10 protein-coding genes are annotated in these 17,624 nt (G+C 73.2%); 5 read left to right on the forward strand and 5 right to left on the reverse strand.

The annotated features are described in order from the left end of the window. Positions 1-57: 57 nt before the first annotated feature. Positions 58-1,038: a helix-turn-helix transcriptional regulator gene (locus ACFV9W_RS18805; RefSeq protein WP_385762062.1), complete on the reverse strand. Its 981-nt coding sequence runs from the start codon at positions 1,036-1,038 to the stop codon at positions 58-60. A 192-nt stretch (positions 1,039-1,230) separates the two neighbouring features. Between ACFV9W_RS18805 and ACFV9W_RS18810 the strand changes: the two genes are divergently transcribed. From ACFV9W_RS18810 to ACFV9W_RS18820, 3 genes are all read left to right on the forward strand, one after another. Continuing rightward, entirely contained in the window at positions 1,231-5,001 is a 3,771-nt protein-coding gene (locus ACFV9W_RS18810) for a S8 family serine peptidase (protein ID WP_385762065.1), read from the forward strand. A 1,856-nt stretch (positions 5,002-6,857) separates the two neighbouring features. Continuing rightward, positions 6,858-7,811, forward strand: a complete 954-nt coding sequence (locus tag ACFV9W_RS18815; RefSeq protein ID WP_385762068.1) for a protein phosphatase 2C domain-containing protein — start codon at positions 6,858-6,860, stop codon at positions 7,809-7,811. Between the two features lie 79 nt (positions 7,812-7,890). Beyond that, complete coding sequence (locus tag ACFV9W_RS18820) at positions 7,891-9,636, forward strand: pyruvate dehydrogenase (protein WP_385762070.1); 1,746 nt, start codon at positions 7,891-7,893, stop codon at positions 9,634-9,636. Here the strand turns inward: ACFV9W_RS18820 and ACFV9W_RS18825 are convergent, their stop codons facing one another. Further along, positions 9,637-12,699: an alpha-mannosidase gene (locus ACFV9W_RS18825; RefSeq protein WP_385762073.1), complete on the reverse strand. Its 3,063-nt coding sequence runs from the start codon at positions 12,697-12,699 to the stop codon at positions 9,637-9,639. It lies immediately after the preceding gene. Between the two features lie 285 nt (positions 12,700-12,984). On the opposite strand from ACFV9W_RS18825, the gene ACFV9W_RS18830 reads away from it, so the two are divergent. Further along, positions 12,985-13,440, forward strand: coding sequence for an ATP-binding protein (locus ACFV9W_RS18830; protein ID WP_385762076.1), 456 nt, complete (start codon positions 12,985-12,987; stop codon positions 13,438-13,440). 30 nt (positions 13,441-13,470) lie between these two features. Here the strand turns inward: ACFV9W_RS18830 and ACFV9W_RS18835 are convergent, their stop codons facing one another. Then, the gene (locus tag ACFV9W_RS18835; RefSeq protein WP_385762079.1) at positions 13,471-14,559 is read right to left on the reverse strand and encodes a DUF2637 domain-containing protein; all 1,089 of its coding nucleotides are present in this window, start codon (positions 14,557-14,559) and stop codon (positions 13,471-13,473) included. A gap of 188 nt (positions 14,560-14,747) precedes the next feature. Continuing rightward, on the reverse strand, positions 14,748-15,602 hold the full coding sequence (locus ACFV9W_RS18840) for a (2Fe-2S)-binding protein (protein ID WP_385762082.1): 855 nt from the start codon (positions 15,600-15,602) through the stop codon (positions 14,748-14,750). Between the two features lie 137 nt (positions 15,603-15,739). On the opposite strand from ACFV9W_RS18840, the gene ACFV9W_RS18845 reads away from it, so the two are divergent. Continuing rightward, positions 15,740-16,522 (forward strand): GntR family transcriptional regulator, encoded by a 783-nt coding sequence (locus ACFV9W_RS18845; protein WP_385762085.1) that lies wholly within the window; start codon positions 15,740-15,742, stop codon positions 16,520-16,522. A 332-nt stretch (positions 16,523-16,854) separates the two neighbouring features. Here ACFV9W_RS18845 and ACFV9W_RS18850 read toward each other — a convergent pair whose 3' ends face one another. Beyond that, on the reverse strand, positions 16,855-17,616 hold the full coding sequence (locus ACFV9W_RS18850; RefSeq protein ID WP_385762087.1) for a hypothetical protein: 762 nt from the start codon (positions 17,614-17,616) through the stop codon (positions 16,855-16,857). Positions 17,617-17,624 lie beyond the last annotated feature (8 nt).

Genomic DNA, 17,624 nt, shown 5'->3' on the forward strand with positions numbered 1-17,624 from the left:
GTGGACAGGGTCCCCCAAGTGCGGCGAAAGCGCAGGTCAAAAGAGTCCCCATGGGTCTCAGCGGGCCACCCAGCCCCGTTCGTACGCATGCCACCCGAGTTGCAGCCGCGTCGTCACGCCCGCCAGCTCCATCAGCCGCTTCACCCGCCGCTGCACCGTCCTGAGCCCCAGGTCCAGCTGCTTGGCCACACTCGCGTCGGTCAGCCCCGCCAGGAGCAGCGAGAGGATCTCCAGGTCCAGGCCGTCGGGCCCCTCCGCGGCGACCTCCTCCACCTCGCCCGACGCCCCGAGCCGCAGTGGCAGCGCCTGCCGCCACACCGCCTCGAACAGCCCGCTCAGCGTCTCCAGCAGGCCGCTCGCGTGCACCACCAGGGCGGCGGGCTCCGGGGCGTGCCGGGTCAGCGGCACCATCGCGAGCGCCCCGTCGGCGATCACCAGCTTCGTCGGGACCCGGTCCACGACCCGTACCTGCTCGTCCCTGCCGATCGCCGCCGACAGCTCGGTAAGGCCGGCCGGCATGGAGAGCACCTCGCGCTCGATGACGACGCGGTAGCCGACGCCCCGGCTGACGGCCTGCTCCTCCGCGTCGTTCTCGGTGGCGGGCACCGCGATCGGGTTGCCGGTGACGAGCGCGCACACCTCATTGGTCGCGCCGAGCTGGATTTGCAGGAACCGCTGGGCCGCCGCCGCCGAACCGGTCACCACCTCGACCAGGTCGTGCGCGGCGGGCTCGGTCGCCTGCGCCCGGAACTCCGCGGCGAGCCGCGCCGCCGCCAGCTCCGCCTCGTCCAGCTCGTGCCGCCGCTGGGTGAGCAGCGCGCCGAGCGCGACCCCGGGCGGCGCCGCGACCCAGCGGCCGGGCCGCGCCGACGACTGGGCGGCGAGCCCGTGCTGCTCAAGGCGGCGCAGCGCGTGCTCGGTCTCGGGCTCGGCGCGGGTGAGCCGGCGCGCCAGATCGGGGACGTCGGCCGCGCCGACCGCGACGAGCGCCCGGTACGCCGCCTCGTGCCCCTCGTCCAGACCTATCGCGTGCAGCATGCGGCGATCCCCTCCCCGGTGAACCGTTCCAACACCCCCCTGTGGCGGGAAACAGCCACGGCACATTCCCGCCGCACCCATCTTCCCTGTACCGGCCATCACTCTGCCAATGTGGCGCCACCGCAGCACCAACACCCGCCGGGAATACGGCCTTTGGCCCGTATTCACCCGCGCTTCTACTTGGGGAGAGCGATGCGCCCGATATCGCGTGCGGCCCTGGGCACGGCGACCGCCGTCGTCCTGGGCATCACCGCGGCCGTCCCGTCCGGGGCCGTGGAGGGGAGCGCCCCGGACGGCGGCCGGCCGCTCGTCGGCAGCTCCGCCGCCGCTGCCGACAGCTCCGCTGTCAACGGCTCCGCGACCACCGTCACGCTGGTCACGGGCGACCGCGTCGTCGTCACCACCGACGCGAAGGGCCGCCCCACCGCGGCCGCCCTGCCCGCCGCCGACGGCAGCACCCCGCTGCTGCAGACCAGGCAGTCCGGCAAGGACCTGTACGTGTACCCGGACGGCGCGGCGAAGGCGCTCGCCGCCGGCCGCGTCGACGAAGAACTCTTCAACGTCACCGGCCTCATCAGGCAGGGCTACGACGACCGGCACAGCGCGACACTTCCGCTCATCGCCACCTACGACACGTCCGTCGACGTCGCCCGCAGCGCGCCCGCCGCGCCGCGCGGCGCGAAGCGCGGACCCGTCCTCGAACCGGTCGACGGCGTCGCGCTTAAGGCCGACAAGAAGCAGGCCGCCGAATTCTGGGCCGACGTCTCAAGTCCCCGCTCCCGCGCGGCCGGTGACCTGAAGAAGCTCTGGCTCGACGCCAAGGTGAAGTCGCTGCTCGCCGACTCCACGAAGCAGGTGCACGCCGACGAGGCGTGGGCCGCGGGCTACGACGGCAAGGGCACCAAGGTCGCCGTCCTCGACACCGGCGTCGACACCGAGCACCCCGACCTCAAGGGCCGCGTCGCCGAGTCGAAGAACTTCACCGACTCCGACAGCACAGACGACCGCACAGGACACGGCACGCACACCACGTCCACCGTCGGCGGCTCCGGCGCGGCGAGCGGCGGCAAGGAGAAGGGCGTCGCCCCGGGCACCACCCTGCTCAACGGCAAGGTCCTGGGCGACGGTGGCTCCGGCGCCACTTCGTGGATCATCGCCGGCATGCAGTGGGCCGTCGACCAGAAGGCCGACGTGGTGTCCATGTCGCTCGGCAACCCCGCCGAGCTGGACTGCTCCGACCCCATGTCGCAGGCCACGCAGGAACTCGCGCGGTCCTCGAAGGACACCCTCTTCGTCATCGCGGCCGGAAACTCGGGCCCCTCCCTCAACACGGTCTCCTCGCCGGGCTGTGTGCCCGAGGTGCTCACCGTCGGCGCCGTCGACAGCGACGACGAGACCGCGAGCTTCTCCAGCCGCAACCCCGTGCGGCGCACGCACACCCTCAAGCCCGAGATCGCCGCGCCCGGCGTCGCCATCAAGGCGGCGGCCGCCGGCGGCCGGGGCGTCTACGCGTACCAGTCCATGAGCGGTACGTCGATGGCGACGCCGCACGTCGCGGGCGCCGCCGCCCTCGTCAAGCAGCGCCACCCCGACTGGGACGCGCAGCGGATCAAGCAGGCGCTCGTCGCCTCCGCCGACTCCGGCATCCCCGGTGACGTACGGGAGACCGGCGGCGGGCGGCTCGACGTGAAGGCCGCCGTCGACCAGCAGGTGCTCGGCGCGGGCGCCGTGCAGGGCGGCACCTTCAACTGGCCGCAGGACAGCAGCGACCGCACCACCATCCAGGTGCCGTACACCAACACCACCGACAAGCCGGTGAAGCTGAGCCTCGCCGTCGACGGGGTCACCGGCAACGACGGCTCCGCCGTGAAGTCCTCCGTCGCCCGCCTCGGCGCCCGTACGGTCACGGTCCCCGCGGGCGGCACCGCGCAGGTCCCGCTGGCCGTCGACCCGACCGCGTCCCTCAAGAAGGCCCAGTACGGCGACGTCACCGGGCGGATCCTCGCCACCGGACCCGGCGGCACGCACCTGAGCACCCCCTTCTCGCTCTACGTCCAGCCGGAGACCGTCACCCTGCGCGTCAAGCTCGTCGACCGGCAGGGCAAGCCTGCCGCCGCCGGTTCCTCGCTCGACCTCGTCGGCACCGACGACGCGTCCGGCGAGCGGCGCGTCAACGACGGCGCCGCGGACCAGACGTACCAGGTCAGACCCGGTGCGTACGCCCTGACGGCGTTCGTCGCGACGCCGGAGACCGAGGGCACGCAGATCAACTCGGCGACGTTCCTCGGCCGTCCGCAGCTGAACGTCACCAAGGACACCACCGTCGTCCTCGACGCCCGCAAGGCCCACAAGCTGAGCGTGCGGACGGACCGGGACAGCGAGACGCGCGGCGCCACCCTCGGCTTCGCCCGCACCTTCGGCGAGGACAACTGGCTGCACGCGGCGAGCATCCAGGGTTCGCGCACCGTGCCCGGCTACTACGCCGACGTCCAGGGCGAAGTCCGCGACGGTGACTTCGAGTTCGACAGCTTCTGGCGGGCCGCGGCGCCCCAGATCAGCGAGTTCGGCGTGGTCGGCGGCCCGGCCCTGCACCCGGTGACCGGCTCCACGAACTCCTCGAACCTCGACGGCACGGGGACCTCCGAGATCGTCTCCGCGGGCTCCGGCACGGCCGATGAACTGGCCGCTGCCAAGGGCAAGTTGGCGCTGGTGAAGCTGCCCGAGGGCGGCTCCGCGAGCACGGTCGCCCAGGCCGCTGTCAAGGCGGGCGCCAAGGGCGTCGTCCTGTACCGGGAGGCCGCGGGCCGCTGGTACCCGGTGGCCGGCTTCGTCGGCGCGCCGCTCCCGGTGCTCGGTCTCGAGGCGGCGGAGGGCACGGCGCTCGCCGCGCGGATCGCGGCGGGCACCACGGCGCTCCGCTGGAAGGCGACGGCCATGAGCCCGTACGTCTACACGCTCGCGTTCCCCGAGAGCGGCCAGATCCGCGACGACCGCACCTACCGCGTGTCGGACAAGGACCTCGCCACGAACAAGGCCACCTACACGGCGATGGGTGCCGCCACGGACTACATCGACCTGCCGTCGGTGTCCCGCCCGAACGGCCTGACCACCTCGTTCGGCGACCTCGCGCTGGTCGCCGCGCCCTCCACCCGCACCGAGCTGTACTCGCCCGGCACCACCGGGTACGGGCACCAGGTGTCCAGCAGCTTCCCCTGGGGCGAGTTCATGATCGACCCGGTGCGGACGTACAAGAAGGGCGAGAAGCGGACGGAGCGCTGGTACGGCGGCGCGATGGCCCCCACGACGCCGCTCGACGACTCCGGCGAGCAGGCGCTCGCCGCGGAACGCCAGGGCAATCTGATCGGCGTCGCGCCCGGATTCTGGGGCGACGGCGAACACCTGGGCGTCCAGGGCTCGTTCGGCGACATCGGCAACGTCTCGCTGAAGCGGAACGGCGAGGACCTCGGCTCCAACGCCTGGCCGTACGGCGTGTTCACGGTCCCGTCCGGGGACGCGGCCTACGAACTGACCCTGAACACGATGAAGATGAACGGCGGCAAGACCTGGCTCCGTTCACCACAGACCACAACAACGTGGTCGTTCCGCTCGCACGAGGAGGCGGACACGTACTCACAGGGCATCCCGCTGCTCTTCCCGCGGACGACGTTCCCCGAGGACGGCATGAAGACGCTCGCGGCGCGGGACGGCCAGCGCGTCGACCTGACGGCGACGGGCCACGCGGGCTACGAACCGGGCGCCCTGACGAAGGCCGCGCTCTCGTACTCGTACGACGGCGGGGACACCTGGACCGAGGCGAAGACCTCGCAGCGGGACGGCAAGTGGACGGCGACGGTCGACCACGCGGGTGCCACCGGCAAGCAGGTCGCCCTGAAGGTCCAACTGACCGACTCGAAGGGCAACTCGGTCACGCAGACCGTCAATAGGGCGTACGACGTTCGTTAGTTCGGACGCTCACCCGATCCGGTCCGCCGGGCGGTCCTCCCGTGGGGGGTGGGGCCGTCCGGCGGGCCCATTTCGGTGGGCTTTTCCCGATGCCCCGTTTTCGTACGGCCCGTGCCGTGGACAATGAGGGCATGAGCCAGCAGGGGGAGAGGCACACCGGTCGGCCGGCCCAAGGGGACGACTGGTGGGGGAAGTTGTACGACGACGAGACCGCCGCCGAGGACACCGGCCCCGCTCCGTCCCCGGACACCCTGGACGACCGCTTCACCTCGGCCGGAGCGGTGGCGGCTCCGCGCGCACCGGGGGACTCCGAGGCGGATCCGGCCCCGCCCGAGCCCCGCCGAACCGAGGGCGCCGCACCACCCGCCCCGGAGCCCCGCCACGCGGAGTACCCGGAGACGCGGCACGTCTGGGGCCCGACTCCCGGAGAGCCGGGAACCGCCGCACTCCCTCCGGAGTGCGCCGGGGGCCCGCCCCCCGGGCAGCCGGGAACCGCTGCACTCCCTCCGGAGCCCGCGTCGGGGACGAGCACGCCGCCGGAACCAACCCCGGACGCCGGTGCCGACGAGCCTCTGCGCGAGGCGCCGCCGCCGGGAGGCCCGCGCGTCGAGACCGGCCCGGCGGCAGCGGAGCCCCCTGACCGCGACCCCGCCCCACCTCTGCCACCGACGCCCCCGCCGCCTCCGGAGTCACCCCGCGCCGAGGCCGCTCCTCCGCTGGAGTCGCCCCGCGCCGAAGCCGCTCCTCCTCCGCCGCCGGGGGCGCCCCGATTCGAGGCCGCTCCTCCGCTTTCGGGGGCGCCCCGATTCGACGACGCTCCTCCTCCGGAGGCGCCCCGGCCCGAGGCCGCCCCGCCGTCGCGGACGCCTCCCGTCGAGGCCGCTCCACCGCTGGAGGCGCCTCTCGCTGAGGCTGCTCCTCCGCTTACGGGGGCGCCCCGACCCGAGGCCGCTCCTCCGCCGTCGCAGACGCCCCGCGTCGAGCCCGCTCTTCCGGTGGAGTCGCTCCGCGCCGAGGCCGCTCCTCCGCCGCCGGGGGCGCCCCGCGTCGAGGCTGCTCCGCCGCCGCAGGCGCCCCGGGCCGAAGCCGCTCCGCTGCCGGAGGCACGCCGACTCGAAGCCGCCCCGCCACCGCAGACGTCCCTCGTCGAGCCCGCACCGTCACAGTCGGACGCACCCCGGACCGCAGCCGTCCCGCCGCTGCCTGAAGCGCCTCCCGCCCCGCCGGCGGCTCCCTACGGGGAAGCCGAACCGGCTCCGCCGGAGGCCGTTCCGCCCTCAGCAGGGGTGCCTTCCGCGGCAGCGGCCCGGGACGCGGCTCGTGCGGAGGCCGGGCCGCCTCCGCCGGAGGCCGCGCGTGCGGAGGCCGCTCCGTCCTCAGCAGGGGTGCCTTCCGCGGCAGCGGCCCGGGACGCGGCTCGTGCGGAGGCCGGACCGCCTCCGCCGGAGGCCCCGCGCGCGGAGGCCGCTCCGTCCTCAGCAGGGGTGCCTTCCGCGGCAGCGGCCCGGGACGCGGCTCGTGCGGAGGCCGGGCCGCCTCCGCCGGAGGCCCCGCGCGCGGAGGCCGTTCCGTCCTCAGCAGGGGTGCCCTCCGCGGCAGCGGCCCGGGACGCGGCTCGTGCGGAGGCCGGACCGCCTCCGCCGGAGGCCCCGCGCGTGGACGCCGCTCCGCCCCCACCAGGGGCGCCCTCCGCGGCAGCCGCCCCGGACGCGGCCCGCGTGGAGACCGTCCTGCCCCCGCCGGAGGCGCCCCGTGCCGGACCCGTCACGCCCCCGCCCGAGGCGCCCCGTGCCGGACCCGTCACGCCCCCGCCGGGCGCCCTCCCGGCACCGTCCCCACCAGCCCCCGTCAGCTACGTGGGCGACGGTCCACCCACCTACGAGGCGGAGCCCACCGCGCTGCCGCTTGCGGATCCCGAGGATCTTGACGATCTCGTCGCGGACACCGTGCTGGACGGCGCGCGGTGCGGGGTCTCGACGCTGCGGGCCGTGTCCGTGCGGGGGGATTCCGCGCGATACCGGGGGGAGCCGCGCCGCGACTGTCTGCTCACCGCGCGGTTCGGGAGCGGGCCGGGCGCGCTGATCCTCGTCGCGATGGCCACCGGCGCCCGCGCCACGCCCGGCGCGCACCGGGCCGCCGCCGAGGTCTGCGAGTGGATCGGGCGGGCCGTCGGGCTCAGCCACACGCGGCTCGCGGAGGACGTGCGGGCGGGCCGCCGCGGCGACCTCAAGTCAGGGCTGCACCGGCTCACCGACCGCAGCCTCGGCAAACTCCGGGCCGGCGCCACCGAACAGGGCCTCGACCCGGACGAGTACGCGGCGACGCTGCGATGTCTGCTGCTGCCCGCCGACCCGGCCTGCCGCACCCGCGTGTTCTTCGGCGTCGGCGGGGGCGGCCTGTTCCGGCTGCGGGACGGCGAGTGGCGGGACATAGAGCCGAGCGTCGCCGAGCAGAGCGGCGCCCCCGTCGTCGGCTTCGGTTCAACGCCGCCCGCCGAGACCCCCGACGGCGACCGGCTCACGATGGACCTGAGCATCACGAAGCCCCCGAGCCCCTACGAGCCCGCGCCCCCGCAGCCCCGCGACGCCTTCCGGTTCCGCGCCTCCGTCGCCCGACCGGGGGACACGCTGCTGCTGTGCTCGCCGGGCCTCGCCGAACCGCTGCGCGACGAACCCGACCTCGCCCGCCACCTGGCCAACAGGTGGGCGGACGCCGATCCTCCGGGCCTCGCCGCGTTCCTCGCGGACACCCAGGTCCGGGTGAAGGGATACGCCGACGACCGCACGGCTGCGGCCGTCTGGGAGGCGTGAGCACGCCCCGTATGAATTCATGGACCCGCAAGAGTCGGGAAGCAACGCGGAGACCGGGTTCCGAAAGGGCGCGTGAGTCATGGCCAAGCAGAACGTCGCCGAGCAGTTCGTCGACATCCTCGTCCGCGCGGGCGTCGAGCGCATGTACGGAGTCGTGGGCGACAGCCTCAACCCGGTCGTGGACGCGATCCGGCGCAACGACGCGATCGACTGGATCCACGTCCGGCACGAGGAGACCGCCGCCTTCGCCGCGGGCGCGGAGGCCCAGATCACCGGCAAGCTGACCGCGTGCGCCGGCTCCTGCGGGCCGGGCAACCTGCACCTCATCAACGGGCTGTACGACGCGCACCGCTCGATGGCCCCGGTCCTCGCCCTCGCCTCGCACATCCCGTCCAGCGAGATCGGCCTCGGCTTCTTCCAGGAGACCCACCCCGACCGGCTCTTCTCGGAGTGCTCGCACTACAGCGAGATGATCTCCAGCCCGAAGCAGATGCCGCGCGTCCTGCAGACCGCCATCCAGAACGCGGTCGGCCAGTCCGGCGTCAGCGTCGTGACGCTCCCCGGCGACGTCGCCGACGAAGCGGCACCCGAGAAGTCCATCGAGACCGCGATCGTCACCTCCCGTCCCAGCATCCGCCCCGGCGACGCCGAGATCGACAAGCTCGTCGAGCTGATCGACGAGGCCGGCAAGGTCACGCTCTTCTGCGGCAGCGGCACCGCGGGCGCGCACGCCGAGGTCATGGAGTTCGCCGAGAAGATCAAGTCCCCGGTCGGCCACGCCCTGCGTGGAAAAGAGTGGATTCAGTACGACAACCCGTACGACGTCGGCATGAGCGGGCTCCTCGGGTACGGCGCCGCCTACGAGGCCACCCACGAGTGCGATCTGCTGATCCTCCTCGGCACCGACTTCCCGTACAACGCGTTCCTGCCGCAGAAGGACGTCAAGATCGTCCAGGTCGACGTGCGGCCCGAGCACCTCGGCAGGCGTTCGAAGCTGGACCTCGCGGTCTGGGGCGACGTCCGCGAGACGCTGCGCTGCCTCACGCCGCGCGTGAAGCCGAAGTCGAACCGCAAGTTCCTCGACCGGATGCTGAAGAAGCACGCCGACGCGCTGGAAGGCGTCGTGAAGGCGTACACGCGCAAGGTCGAGAAGCACACCCCCATCCACCCCGAGTACGTCGCCTCCGTCGTCGACGAACTCGCCGCCGAGGACGCCGTGTTCACGGTCGACACGGGCATGTGCAACGTCTGGGCGGCCCGCTACATCTCGCCCAACGGGCGGCGCCGCGTCATCGGCTCGTTCTCGCACGGCTCGATGGCGAACGCGCTGCCGATGGCGATCGGCGCCCAGTTCACCGACCGCAACCGGCAGGTCGTCTCGATGTCGGGCGACGGCGGGTTCTCGATGCTGATGGGTGACTTCCTCACCCTCGTCCAGTACGACCTGCCGGTGAAGGTCGTCCTCTTCAACAACTCCTCTTTGGGAATGGTCGAGTTGGAGATGATGGTGGCCGGTCTTCCGTCCTACGGGACCACCAACAAGAACCCCGACTTCGCCTCCATCGCCCGCGCCGCGGGTGCCTACGGCGTCCGCGTCGAGAAGCCGAAGCAGCTCGCGGGCGCGCTCAAGGACGCCTTTAAGCACAAGGGTCCCGCGCTCGTCGACGTCGTCACCGACCCCAACGCCCTGTCCATCCCGCCGAAGATCAGCGCCGAGATGGTCACGGGCTTCGCCCTCTCCGCCTCCAAGATCGTCCTGGACGGTGGAGTGGGCCGGATGGTGCAGATGGCCCGCTCCAACCTCCGCAACATGCCGCGCCCCTGATCACACCGGCCGCAGCCGCAGCGTCAGGATCTGGAACGGGCGCAGCGACAGGGCGAGCCCGGCGGCGGACGTGTCGGCCGGGCGCACCGGGCGCTCCAGGAGGTCCGTCTCGTCGGCGCCCGCCACCGGGAACGCCGCCGTGAGCGTCGCGTCCGCGCGCCCGCCCCGCGACTCGTAGAGCCGCACGACGACATCCCCGCTGCGGTCCTCCGCGAGCTTCACGGACTCCACCGTCACCGCCGGGTCGTCGACCGCGATCAGCGGCGTCACGGCGGGCGCGGGCGCGATCCGCAGCGGCAGGTTCAGGGCGAGCCCTTCCGCCACCGCGTCGCCGGTGCCCGCGCCCGGCAGCAGCGCGTACGTGAAGCGGTGCGTGCCCAGGTCCGTCTCCGGGTCGGGGGAGTGCGGGGCCCGCAGCAGCGTGAGGCGGACCGTCGTGCCGAGGCCGTCCTCGTGCGCGGCGCGGGTCACGTCGTGGCCGTACGTGGAGTCGTTGACGAGCGCGACGCCGTAGCCCTCCTCCGCGACGCGCAGCCAGCGGTGCGCGCAGATCTCGTAACGGGCCGCGTCCCAGCCGGTGTTGGCGTGCGTGGGCCGGTTGACGTGACCGAACTGGATCTCGGCCGAGGACCGCTCGGCGTGCACGTCCAGCGGGAACGCCGCCTTGAGGACCTTCTCCGACTCCTGCCAGTCGACGTCCGTCACCACGTCGAGGCGCCGGCTGTCCGCCGCGAGCCGGTACTCCTGCGTGATCCGGGACTTCCCGAAGGAACGGGTGACGCGCACGGAGACCCGCAGCGGCCCCTCCTCGACCAGCTCCACCGACTCGGCCTCCGTGAGGTCGGTGCGGGTGTGCCGGTAGTGGGCGTCCAGGTCCCAGGCGTCGTACTGGGTGGGGTGGTCGGGGTGCAGCTGGAGGAGGTTCCCCCGGATCCCGGGGGCCAGCGCCTCGCGTCCGCCGCTGTTCAGGTCCCGCACGGAGGTGAGGAGTCCGTCGCTGTCGATGGTGACCGTGAGGTGTTCATTGGCGAGGACGATCGAGCCCGTCTCGCGCGTCGCCGCCGCGTGCGCGCCGGGGCCGCGCGTCTTGCCGGTCGTCTCGGTGAGGGTCTGCGCCCCGAGCCCGTCGACGTACACGTGCACCAACTGGCCCTCGTGTGCCACCACTTCACTGCGCGGGTACGGGGAGGCGTTGAGTGCGGACGGCGCGGATCCGCCCAGGCGGTGCACGGCGTCCGAGGCGATGTCGTCCAGCTCCGCGAGCACCTGGGCGTAGGTCTCGCGGGCCTCGCGGTGGACCCAGGCGATCGACGAGCCCGGCAGGATGTCGTGGAACTGGTGCAGCAGCACCGTCTTCCAGATCCGGTCGAGCGCGTCGTACGGGTACGCGTACGACGGGTCGTGCAGCGCGGCGGCCGTGCACCACAACTCGGCCTCCCGCAGGGCGTGTTCGGAGCGCCGGTTGCCCTGTTTCGTCTTCGCCTGCGTGGTGTACGTGGCGCGGTGCATCTCCAGGTACAGCTCGCCGGACCACACGGGGGCCCTCTCGCCGTACTCCTCGTGCGCGGCCTCGAAGAACGCCGCGGGCCTCTCGATGTCGACGCGCGGCGAGCCCTCCAGGGAGCGCAGGCGGCGCGCCTTCTCCAGCATCTCGCGGGTCGGCCCGCCCCCGCCGTCGCCCCAGCCGAACGGCACGAGGGACCTGGACGCGCCGCCCTTCTCCGCGAAGTTCCGCTCCGCGCGCGCCAGTTCACTCGCGTGGAACTGCGCGTTGTACGTGTCCACGGGCGGGAAGTGGGTGAACACGCGCGTGCCGTCGATGCCCTCCCACCAGAACGTGTGGTGCGGCATCTTGTTCGTCTGGTTCCAGCTCAGCTTCTGCGTCAGGAACCACTTGGCGCCCGCGAGCTTCGCCAACTGCGGGAACGCCGCCGTGTAGCCGAACGAGTCCGGCAGCCAGATCTCCTCCGTCTCCACGCCCAGCTCGTCCTGGAAGAACCGCTTGCCGTGCACCAGTTGGCGGGCCAGGGCCTCGCCGCCGGGCATGTTGGCGTCCGACTCCACCCACATCGAGCCGACCGGCGACCAGTTCCCGTCCGCGACCGCCTTCTTGATGCGCTCCCAGATGTGCGGCTGGTGCTCCTTCACCCACGCGTACTGCTGCGCCTGCGAGCACGCGAAGACCAGCTCCGGGTAGTCGCGGGCCAGCGCCGTGACGTTCGCGAAGGTCCGCGAGGCCTTGCGGACCGTCTCGCGCAGCGGCCACAGCCACGCCGAGTCGATGTGCGCGTGCCCGGCCGCCGAGACCCGGTGCGCGCTCGCGTGCGCGGGCCTCGACAGCACCTCGGCCAGCTCGGCGCGGGCCGCCGACGCCGTGCCCGACACATCGTGCAGATCGAGAGCGTCGAGCATCCGCTCCAGGGCGCGCAGGATGTCGTGGCGCCTGGCCCGGTCGGCGTCCAGCTCGTGCATCAGCTCCGAGAGCACCTCGACGTCCAGGACGAGATGCCAGACCTCCTCGTCGAGTACGGCCAAGTCGGCAGAGCGGAATCGGTAGTTGGGGCGATCTCCTGCGGTCAGTACGTCGCCGAGGAAGGTGGGTTCGAAGTCCCTCAGGACCGTCGGATTCGCCGCGGCCTCGAGCAGCAGGCTCACCGGCTCCCCGCCGGCCGCGCGCGCCGCGATCGTCAGATGCCGGTTGCGCGGGTGGATGCCCTTGAGGGGCACGCCGGACGCGTCGTACAGCAGCCCCTCCGCCTGGAAACCGGGGCCCTGCCCGGAGAAACCGGGGTCGACGACCGCCTCGACGTGCCGCCCCTCCCACTCCTCGGGCACCCGCCCCTCAAGGCGGAACCAACTGGTCGACCACGGCTTTCCCCAGGCGGTGCCGGTCTCGAAGGACTCGTACGTGCCCTCCAGGGCCTCGGCCACCGGCACCGGTTCCCCCGGCGCGTGCCAGACGCTCATGCTCAGCGGGACCCGCGCCCCGTACTGCGCGGGCCGCACGAACTGGCGCATCGCCCGCTCCAGGCGGCCTTCCACGAGGTGTCGGTCGTCGTGCACGGCGGCTCCTTCAGTGCTCCTGCGGTGCGTGTCGGTTCCTCGTACTGTGCCGGTCCCGGCGGCGTCCCCACGCTTCCTTCCCCGGCGCGGCGCCGAGCACCCCCGCAAGTGGTGGACCAATCAACAAGCGTGCCGATCAGGCAGCGGGGCATTCATCCCCGTGTACGCGTTCGAAGAGCAGGCCGAGCAGGAGAACTCCAGCCGGAAGGGCAGCGGATCGGCGTGTGGGCGGGGGCCATGAAACGGCAGTCACGAGGGGGCGCCCCAATGGGCGACACGGGCTCAATGACGTACGAGAAAGGGGTCGCGGCGCCGCGCGCGGACCCGGAGGACGAGCCGCCGCGGCAACTCAAGCGCAAGCTGGGCAGGGCGGATCTGCGGGCCGTCCCGGAGACGAGGCGCGCGCTGCGCGAACTCCTGGATCACTGGGGCAGGCCCGGAAGATCGGAGGTGGCGGAGCTGCTCACCAGCGAGCTGGTGACGAACGCGCTGGTGCACACGGACTGCGAGGCGGAACTCACGGCCACCGTGGGGCCCCGGTCCCTGAGAGTCGAGGTCCGTGACTTCGTCTCCCGCAGGCCCAAGCCGCGCGTACCGCACGCCGACGACGGTACGCACGGCACCAATGGGCGCGGCCTCGTCCTGGTGCAGTCCCTCGCGGACGCCTGGGGCGTCGCGGCGCTGGGCCCGGGGGCCACGGGCAAGGTGGTCTGGTTCGAACTGGACGGCGGCGTCATGTGATGCCATGACGCCGCCGTACCACGGACGGGCTCAACCGAGCTGCTGCTCAAGGTCCTTGAGCTTCTGCTCCAGAGAGTCGAGCCGGGGCAGCGCCTGCGTGTCGTCCTCCGCCGTCAGATCGACGGTGACGGGCGCCTTCTGGTCACGGGACTTACGGATGCCCTTGACGGCCTGGAGCGAGGGCCGGGTGCGCACCGGCAGCTGCTCCGGGGCCGGTGCGGCCCCCGGCAGTTCGGAAGGCGAGGACGCCGCCGATATGGCGGACTCCGGGCCGGGCTGCCCGGAGCTGCCGGCCTCCACCTGCCGCGGGTCGCGGGTGGGGAACCCGCGGCTCAGCGCCTTCAGTTGGGCACGCTCCAGCTTCTGGTGCTCGCGCTGACGCATCCGGTTCGCGGTCTTCTCCCGCTTGTCCTCGCGCACCTCGTCCACGGCCTCGTCGAGGGTGCGCACGTTCTCCAGGAGCATCAACGACCAGGCGTTGTACGTCTCCAGGGGAGCGCGCAACCAGCGCACGATCCGGATCTGCGGCAACGGCCGTGGCACCAGGCCCTGTTCGCGCAGCGCCGCGCGGCGCGTCTGCTTCAGGGCGCGGTCGAAGAGGACGGCGGCCGAGAGGGACATCCCCGCGAAGAAGTGCGGGGCGCCCGCGTGGCCGAGGCCCCGCGGGGCGTGCACCCAGTTGAACCACGCCGCGGCGCCGGCGAAGGTCCACACGAGTATCCGGGAGCCGAGCGCGGCGTCGCCGTGGCTGGCCTCGCGCACGGCGAGCACCGAGCAGAACATCGCGGCGCCGTCGAGCCCGAAGGGGACGAGGTACTCCCAGCCCCCGGACAGGTTCAGGTTCTGCTTGCCGAAGCCGACCAGTCCGTGGAAGGAGAGGGCGGCGGCGACGGCCGCGCAGCAGAACAGCAGCACGTACGAGGCGGTGCCGTAGACGGCCTCCTTGCGCCTGCGGCGCTCCTCGCTGCGCTCCCACGAATCGTCGGAGAACATGCTCGTGTCCTTCTTGGCGCCCCCGGCGCGCCTGCCGCGCGCGAGCACTGCGACCGCCGCCAGCATGCCCAGGAGCAGTACGGCGCCCGGCAGCAGCCAGTCCAGCGATATGTCGGTCAGTCTCATCTGGGGTCCCTTGCATCGCGATAGGGCGTTTCGGCCGCCATATTGGCCCAGCCGCCCGAGCCCGCAGGGGGGTTTCGGGGCAAGAGAACGCCATTGGTGTGCAAGGGGGCGCGTAAAGCGGCCGTACGCTCGAACTCCCGCCGGAGTAAGGGAAGTTGAGTTCGAATTACGTCACTCGTACGGGTGGTTCAGGCCGCCGCGGTCGCGGTGAGCCTGCTGACCCGGTCCGCGTCGCACGTGCGCGGACAGGTCACACAGGTGTCCTGCGGGCGCAGCGTGTAGAACATGCAGCAGCTCGCGCGGTCGCGCGTGGGCAGCAACTCGCCGTTCGGGCCAGTCAGTTCGCGGAACGCGGCCTTCCCGACGTACGGCTTCGTGGCGCCGGGCAGCAGCGCCTCCAGGTCGGTCATGGCGCGCCGCTCCTCGCCGAGGAGGTGCCCCACGTACCAGAGGGACTCGACGATCTCGTCCGTCGCCATGCCCCACAGGGCGCGCGGGCCGCGCCGCATCCGCGGCCCGAAGCCGGCGAGGACGGGCTGGAGGTGTTCGGCGACGGCCGCGCGGACCTCGCCGCGCAGGGCCTCCTCGTCGGGGACGACGCGGGCGCCGGGCAGCTGTGCCGCCGGGTCGTCGGGGAGGCAGGCGAATTCGGTGACGTGCACGGCGAGCCGGCCGAGCGTGCGCTGGAAGGCGACCTCGGAGGCCGGGAAGCGGGGTACGCGGCGGTGCAGGAACCAGGGGATCGTGATGAGCAGGCAGGCGGGCCAGGCGTAGCGGTGCAGGCCGAAGCTGGCGATCACGTCGGGGCGGGCGGGGGTGCCGTAGTCCTTGAGCACCTGTGCGTTGTCCCACGCGAGGAAGGCGTCGAGCGCGGCGCCGCCCTCGGCGAGCCGCTCCGTGTGCACCCAGCCGGCGCCCTCGGGCAGCGCCTCACCCGCGGGAACCTCGGTGACGCCCAGGCCCGGGAACACCTCGGTGAGGCGGGCGTACGCGGCCGAGACCGCGCTGGGAGGCGCGCCGAGCGCCGACGTGGTGAAGGGCATGCTGGGGCCACCGATTCACGATCGTTTACAGGTAAGCCTTACCTTACCCGAACGGGGTGGGGTTTGAACTGTCGGCCCGGGCCTCTATCGTTCGTCGTTGAGCTTCGGACAAACGGCAAGGAACGGCGGCGAAGGGGATGACCGGGGTGGAGCGGACGAGGCCACGCGAGGCACGCGACTCCTCCATTGGAGTGCCGGAGCAGCGGTCGACGTCGGCCTGGGCGCCGCGGGCCGTCGCGCCCGTGCCCGCGGCGGCCACCGTTCCCGAGCAGAGCCGTGGCGAGCACACCCACAGCGAGCCCCCCGCGCCCGGGCTCGTGGCGCGCGGCGCGGTCGAGCGGACGTCCGTGCGCGGCCAGGTGCTCGACGCGCTGCGGGCCGCGCTGGTCTCCGGCGACCTCGCGCCCGGCGAGGTGTACTCGGGGCCTGCCTTGGGGGAGCGCTTCGGGGTCTCCGCGACGCCCGTGCGCGAGGCGATGCAGCAGCTGGCGCGGGAGGGCGCGGTCGAGGTCGTGCCCAACCGGGGGTTCCGGGTGACTCGGCGTTCCGACCGCGAGCTGGCCGAGCTCGCGGAGGTGCGGGCGCTCGTCGAGGTGCCGGTGGTGACGAGGCTCGCCCGTACGGTGCCGCCCGCGCGGTGGGCCGAGCTGCGGCCGCTGGTCCGGGCGACGGCGATGGCCGCGGCCGTGGGGGACCGGGCGGGGTACGCGGAGGCGGACCGTGCCTTCCACCGGGCCCTTCTCGCGTTCGCGGGGAACGACCAGGTGGTACGGGTCGCCGACGAACTGCACCGGCAGGTGGGGTGGTCGACGTCCGACCTGGCGCTCGACGCGCGGCAGCACGCGGCGCTGCTGGACGCGTTGGAGGCGCAGGACGCCGACGCGGCGGGCCGCTTGGTGCGCGAGCACGTCGGCGGGTAGCGGTCGTCCGTCCTTGGGCCACGGGGCTCTGCCCCGGCCCGGCGCGACTTGATTCGCCGCACCGGCGTTACGGACTCGGGGCTCTGCCCCGGACCCCGCTGCTCAATCGCCGCAGGGGCTGGATTTTGCCCGCCCACCCACAGGCGACGGCCCTGTCCCTGCCCCGCCCGTCTCCACCGCCCGTCTCCCACCCACCCGCCCCCTCCAGGGGCCTCGGCCCCACGGGGTGCCGGAGGTCGTCTCGCCTTGGGCAATCTGCCGCCCAGGGCGGCAGGGTGGGCAAGGCGGCCCCCGGTGCCGCGCAACGGTCGAGGCGGCCCCCGCCCCGGGGATCACGCCGCCGCGGGCAGCACTCCCGCCAACCACGTAGGCACCCCGTCCAGCAACCGGAACAACCTCGCCGCCTCCGCGCGCAGCCGCGCCTTCGTGTCCGGTTCGGGTTCGGCCTCCGCCAGGGAGGCCAGCGCCGGGGCCGTACCCACCAGGTAGCCGAGTTCCTCGCGAATCCGCAGGGACTCCGTGAACCCGTGCCGTGCCTCCTTCAACTCGCCCTCCCGCAGGGCGAGTCCGGCGAGGTGGCGCCAGGTGAAGGAGACCAGCAGCGCGTCACCGTGCGCCGTCGCCCCCGCGTGTGCCCTGCGGTACGCGGCCCGTGCCGCCTGCGGCGAGTCCGCCAGGTTCTCCGACATCAGACCGCGCCGGAAGTCGAGCAACGCACGGCCGGCCCCGCCCGGGGCGATGAGCGCCGCCGCCCTGCCGAACGCCGACCGCGCCTCGTCCGACCGGTCCCGCGCCTTCAACAGCGTTGCCGCGTAAGCGAGTTGGCCCCGCTCGCACGCCGCCGCACCCCGTTCCTCGTCCGTGTGCGCCAGCGCCTCCGCCGCGCGCAACGCGTCCTCCGCGTCCGCCCACCCCTGCTCCGTGTAGAGGCACCGCTCCACCAGCAGCGCCGCCCGCTGCAGCGCCGCCCCCGGGTCGGCGTCCGCGTGCCGGTCGAGCAGTGCCGCCGCGTCGGTCCAGCAGCCGCGCGAACGCAACCGCCATACCGCGGTCTGGAGTGGATCGTCCGCTGCGTTCGTTCCGGTACCAGACATGGCGGTAT

The sequence above is a fragment of the Streptomyces sp. NPDC059897 genome, from assembly GCF_042730865.1.
GTDB lineage: Bacteria > Actinomycetota > Actinomycetes > Streptomycetales > Streptomycetaceae > Streptomyces.

Excerpts from the sequence above, each read along its gene's own strand:
- ACFV9W_RS18805 (WP_385762062.1), bottom strand. The coding sequence starts at position 1,038 with ATGCTGCACGCGATAGGTCTGGACGAGGGGCACGAGGCGGCGTACCGG.
- ACFV9W_RS18845 (WP_385762085.1), top strand. The coding sequence starts at position 15,740 with ATGACCGGGGTGGAGCGGACGAGGCCACGCGAGGCACGCGACTCCTCC.
- ACFV9W_RS18840 (WP_385762082.1), bottom strand. The coding sequence starts at position 15,602 with ATGCCCTTCACCACGTCGGCGCTCGGCGCGCCTCCCAGCGCGGTCTCG.
- ACFV9W_RS18830 (WP_385762076.1), top strand. The coding sequence starts at position 12,985 with ATGACGTACGAGAAAGGGGTCGCGGCGCCGCGCGCGGACCCGGAGGAC.
- ACFV9W_RS18835 (WP_385762079.1), bottom strand. The coding sequence starts at position 14,559 with ATGAGACTGACCGACATATCGCTGGACTGGCTGCTGCCGGGCGCCGTA.
- ACFV9W_RS18820 (WP_385762070.1), top strand. The coding sequence starts at position 7,891 with ATGGCCAAGCAGAACGTCGCCGAGCAGTTCGTCGACATCCTCGTCCGC.
- ACFV9W_RS18810 (WP_385762065.1), top strand. The coding sequence starts at position 1,231 with ATGCGCCCGATATCGCGTGCGGCCCTGGGCACGGCGACCGCCGTCGTC.
- ACFV9W_RS18850 (WP_385762087.1), bottom strand. The coding sequence starts at position 17,616 with ATGTCTGGTACCGGAACGAACGCAGCGGACGATCCACTCCAGACCGCG.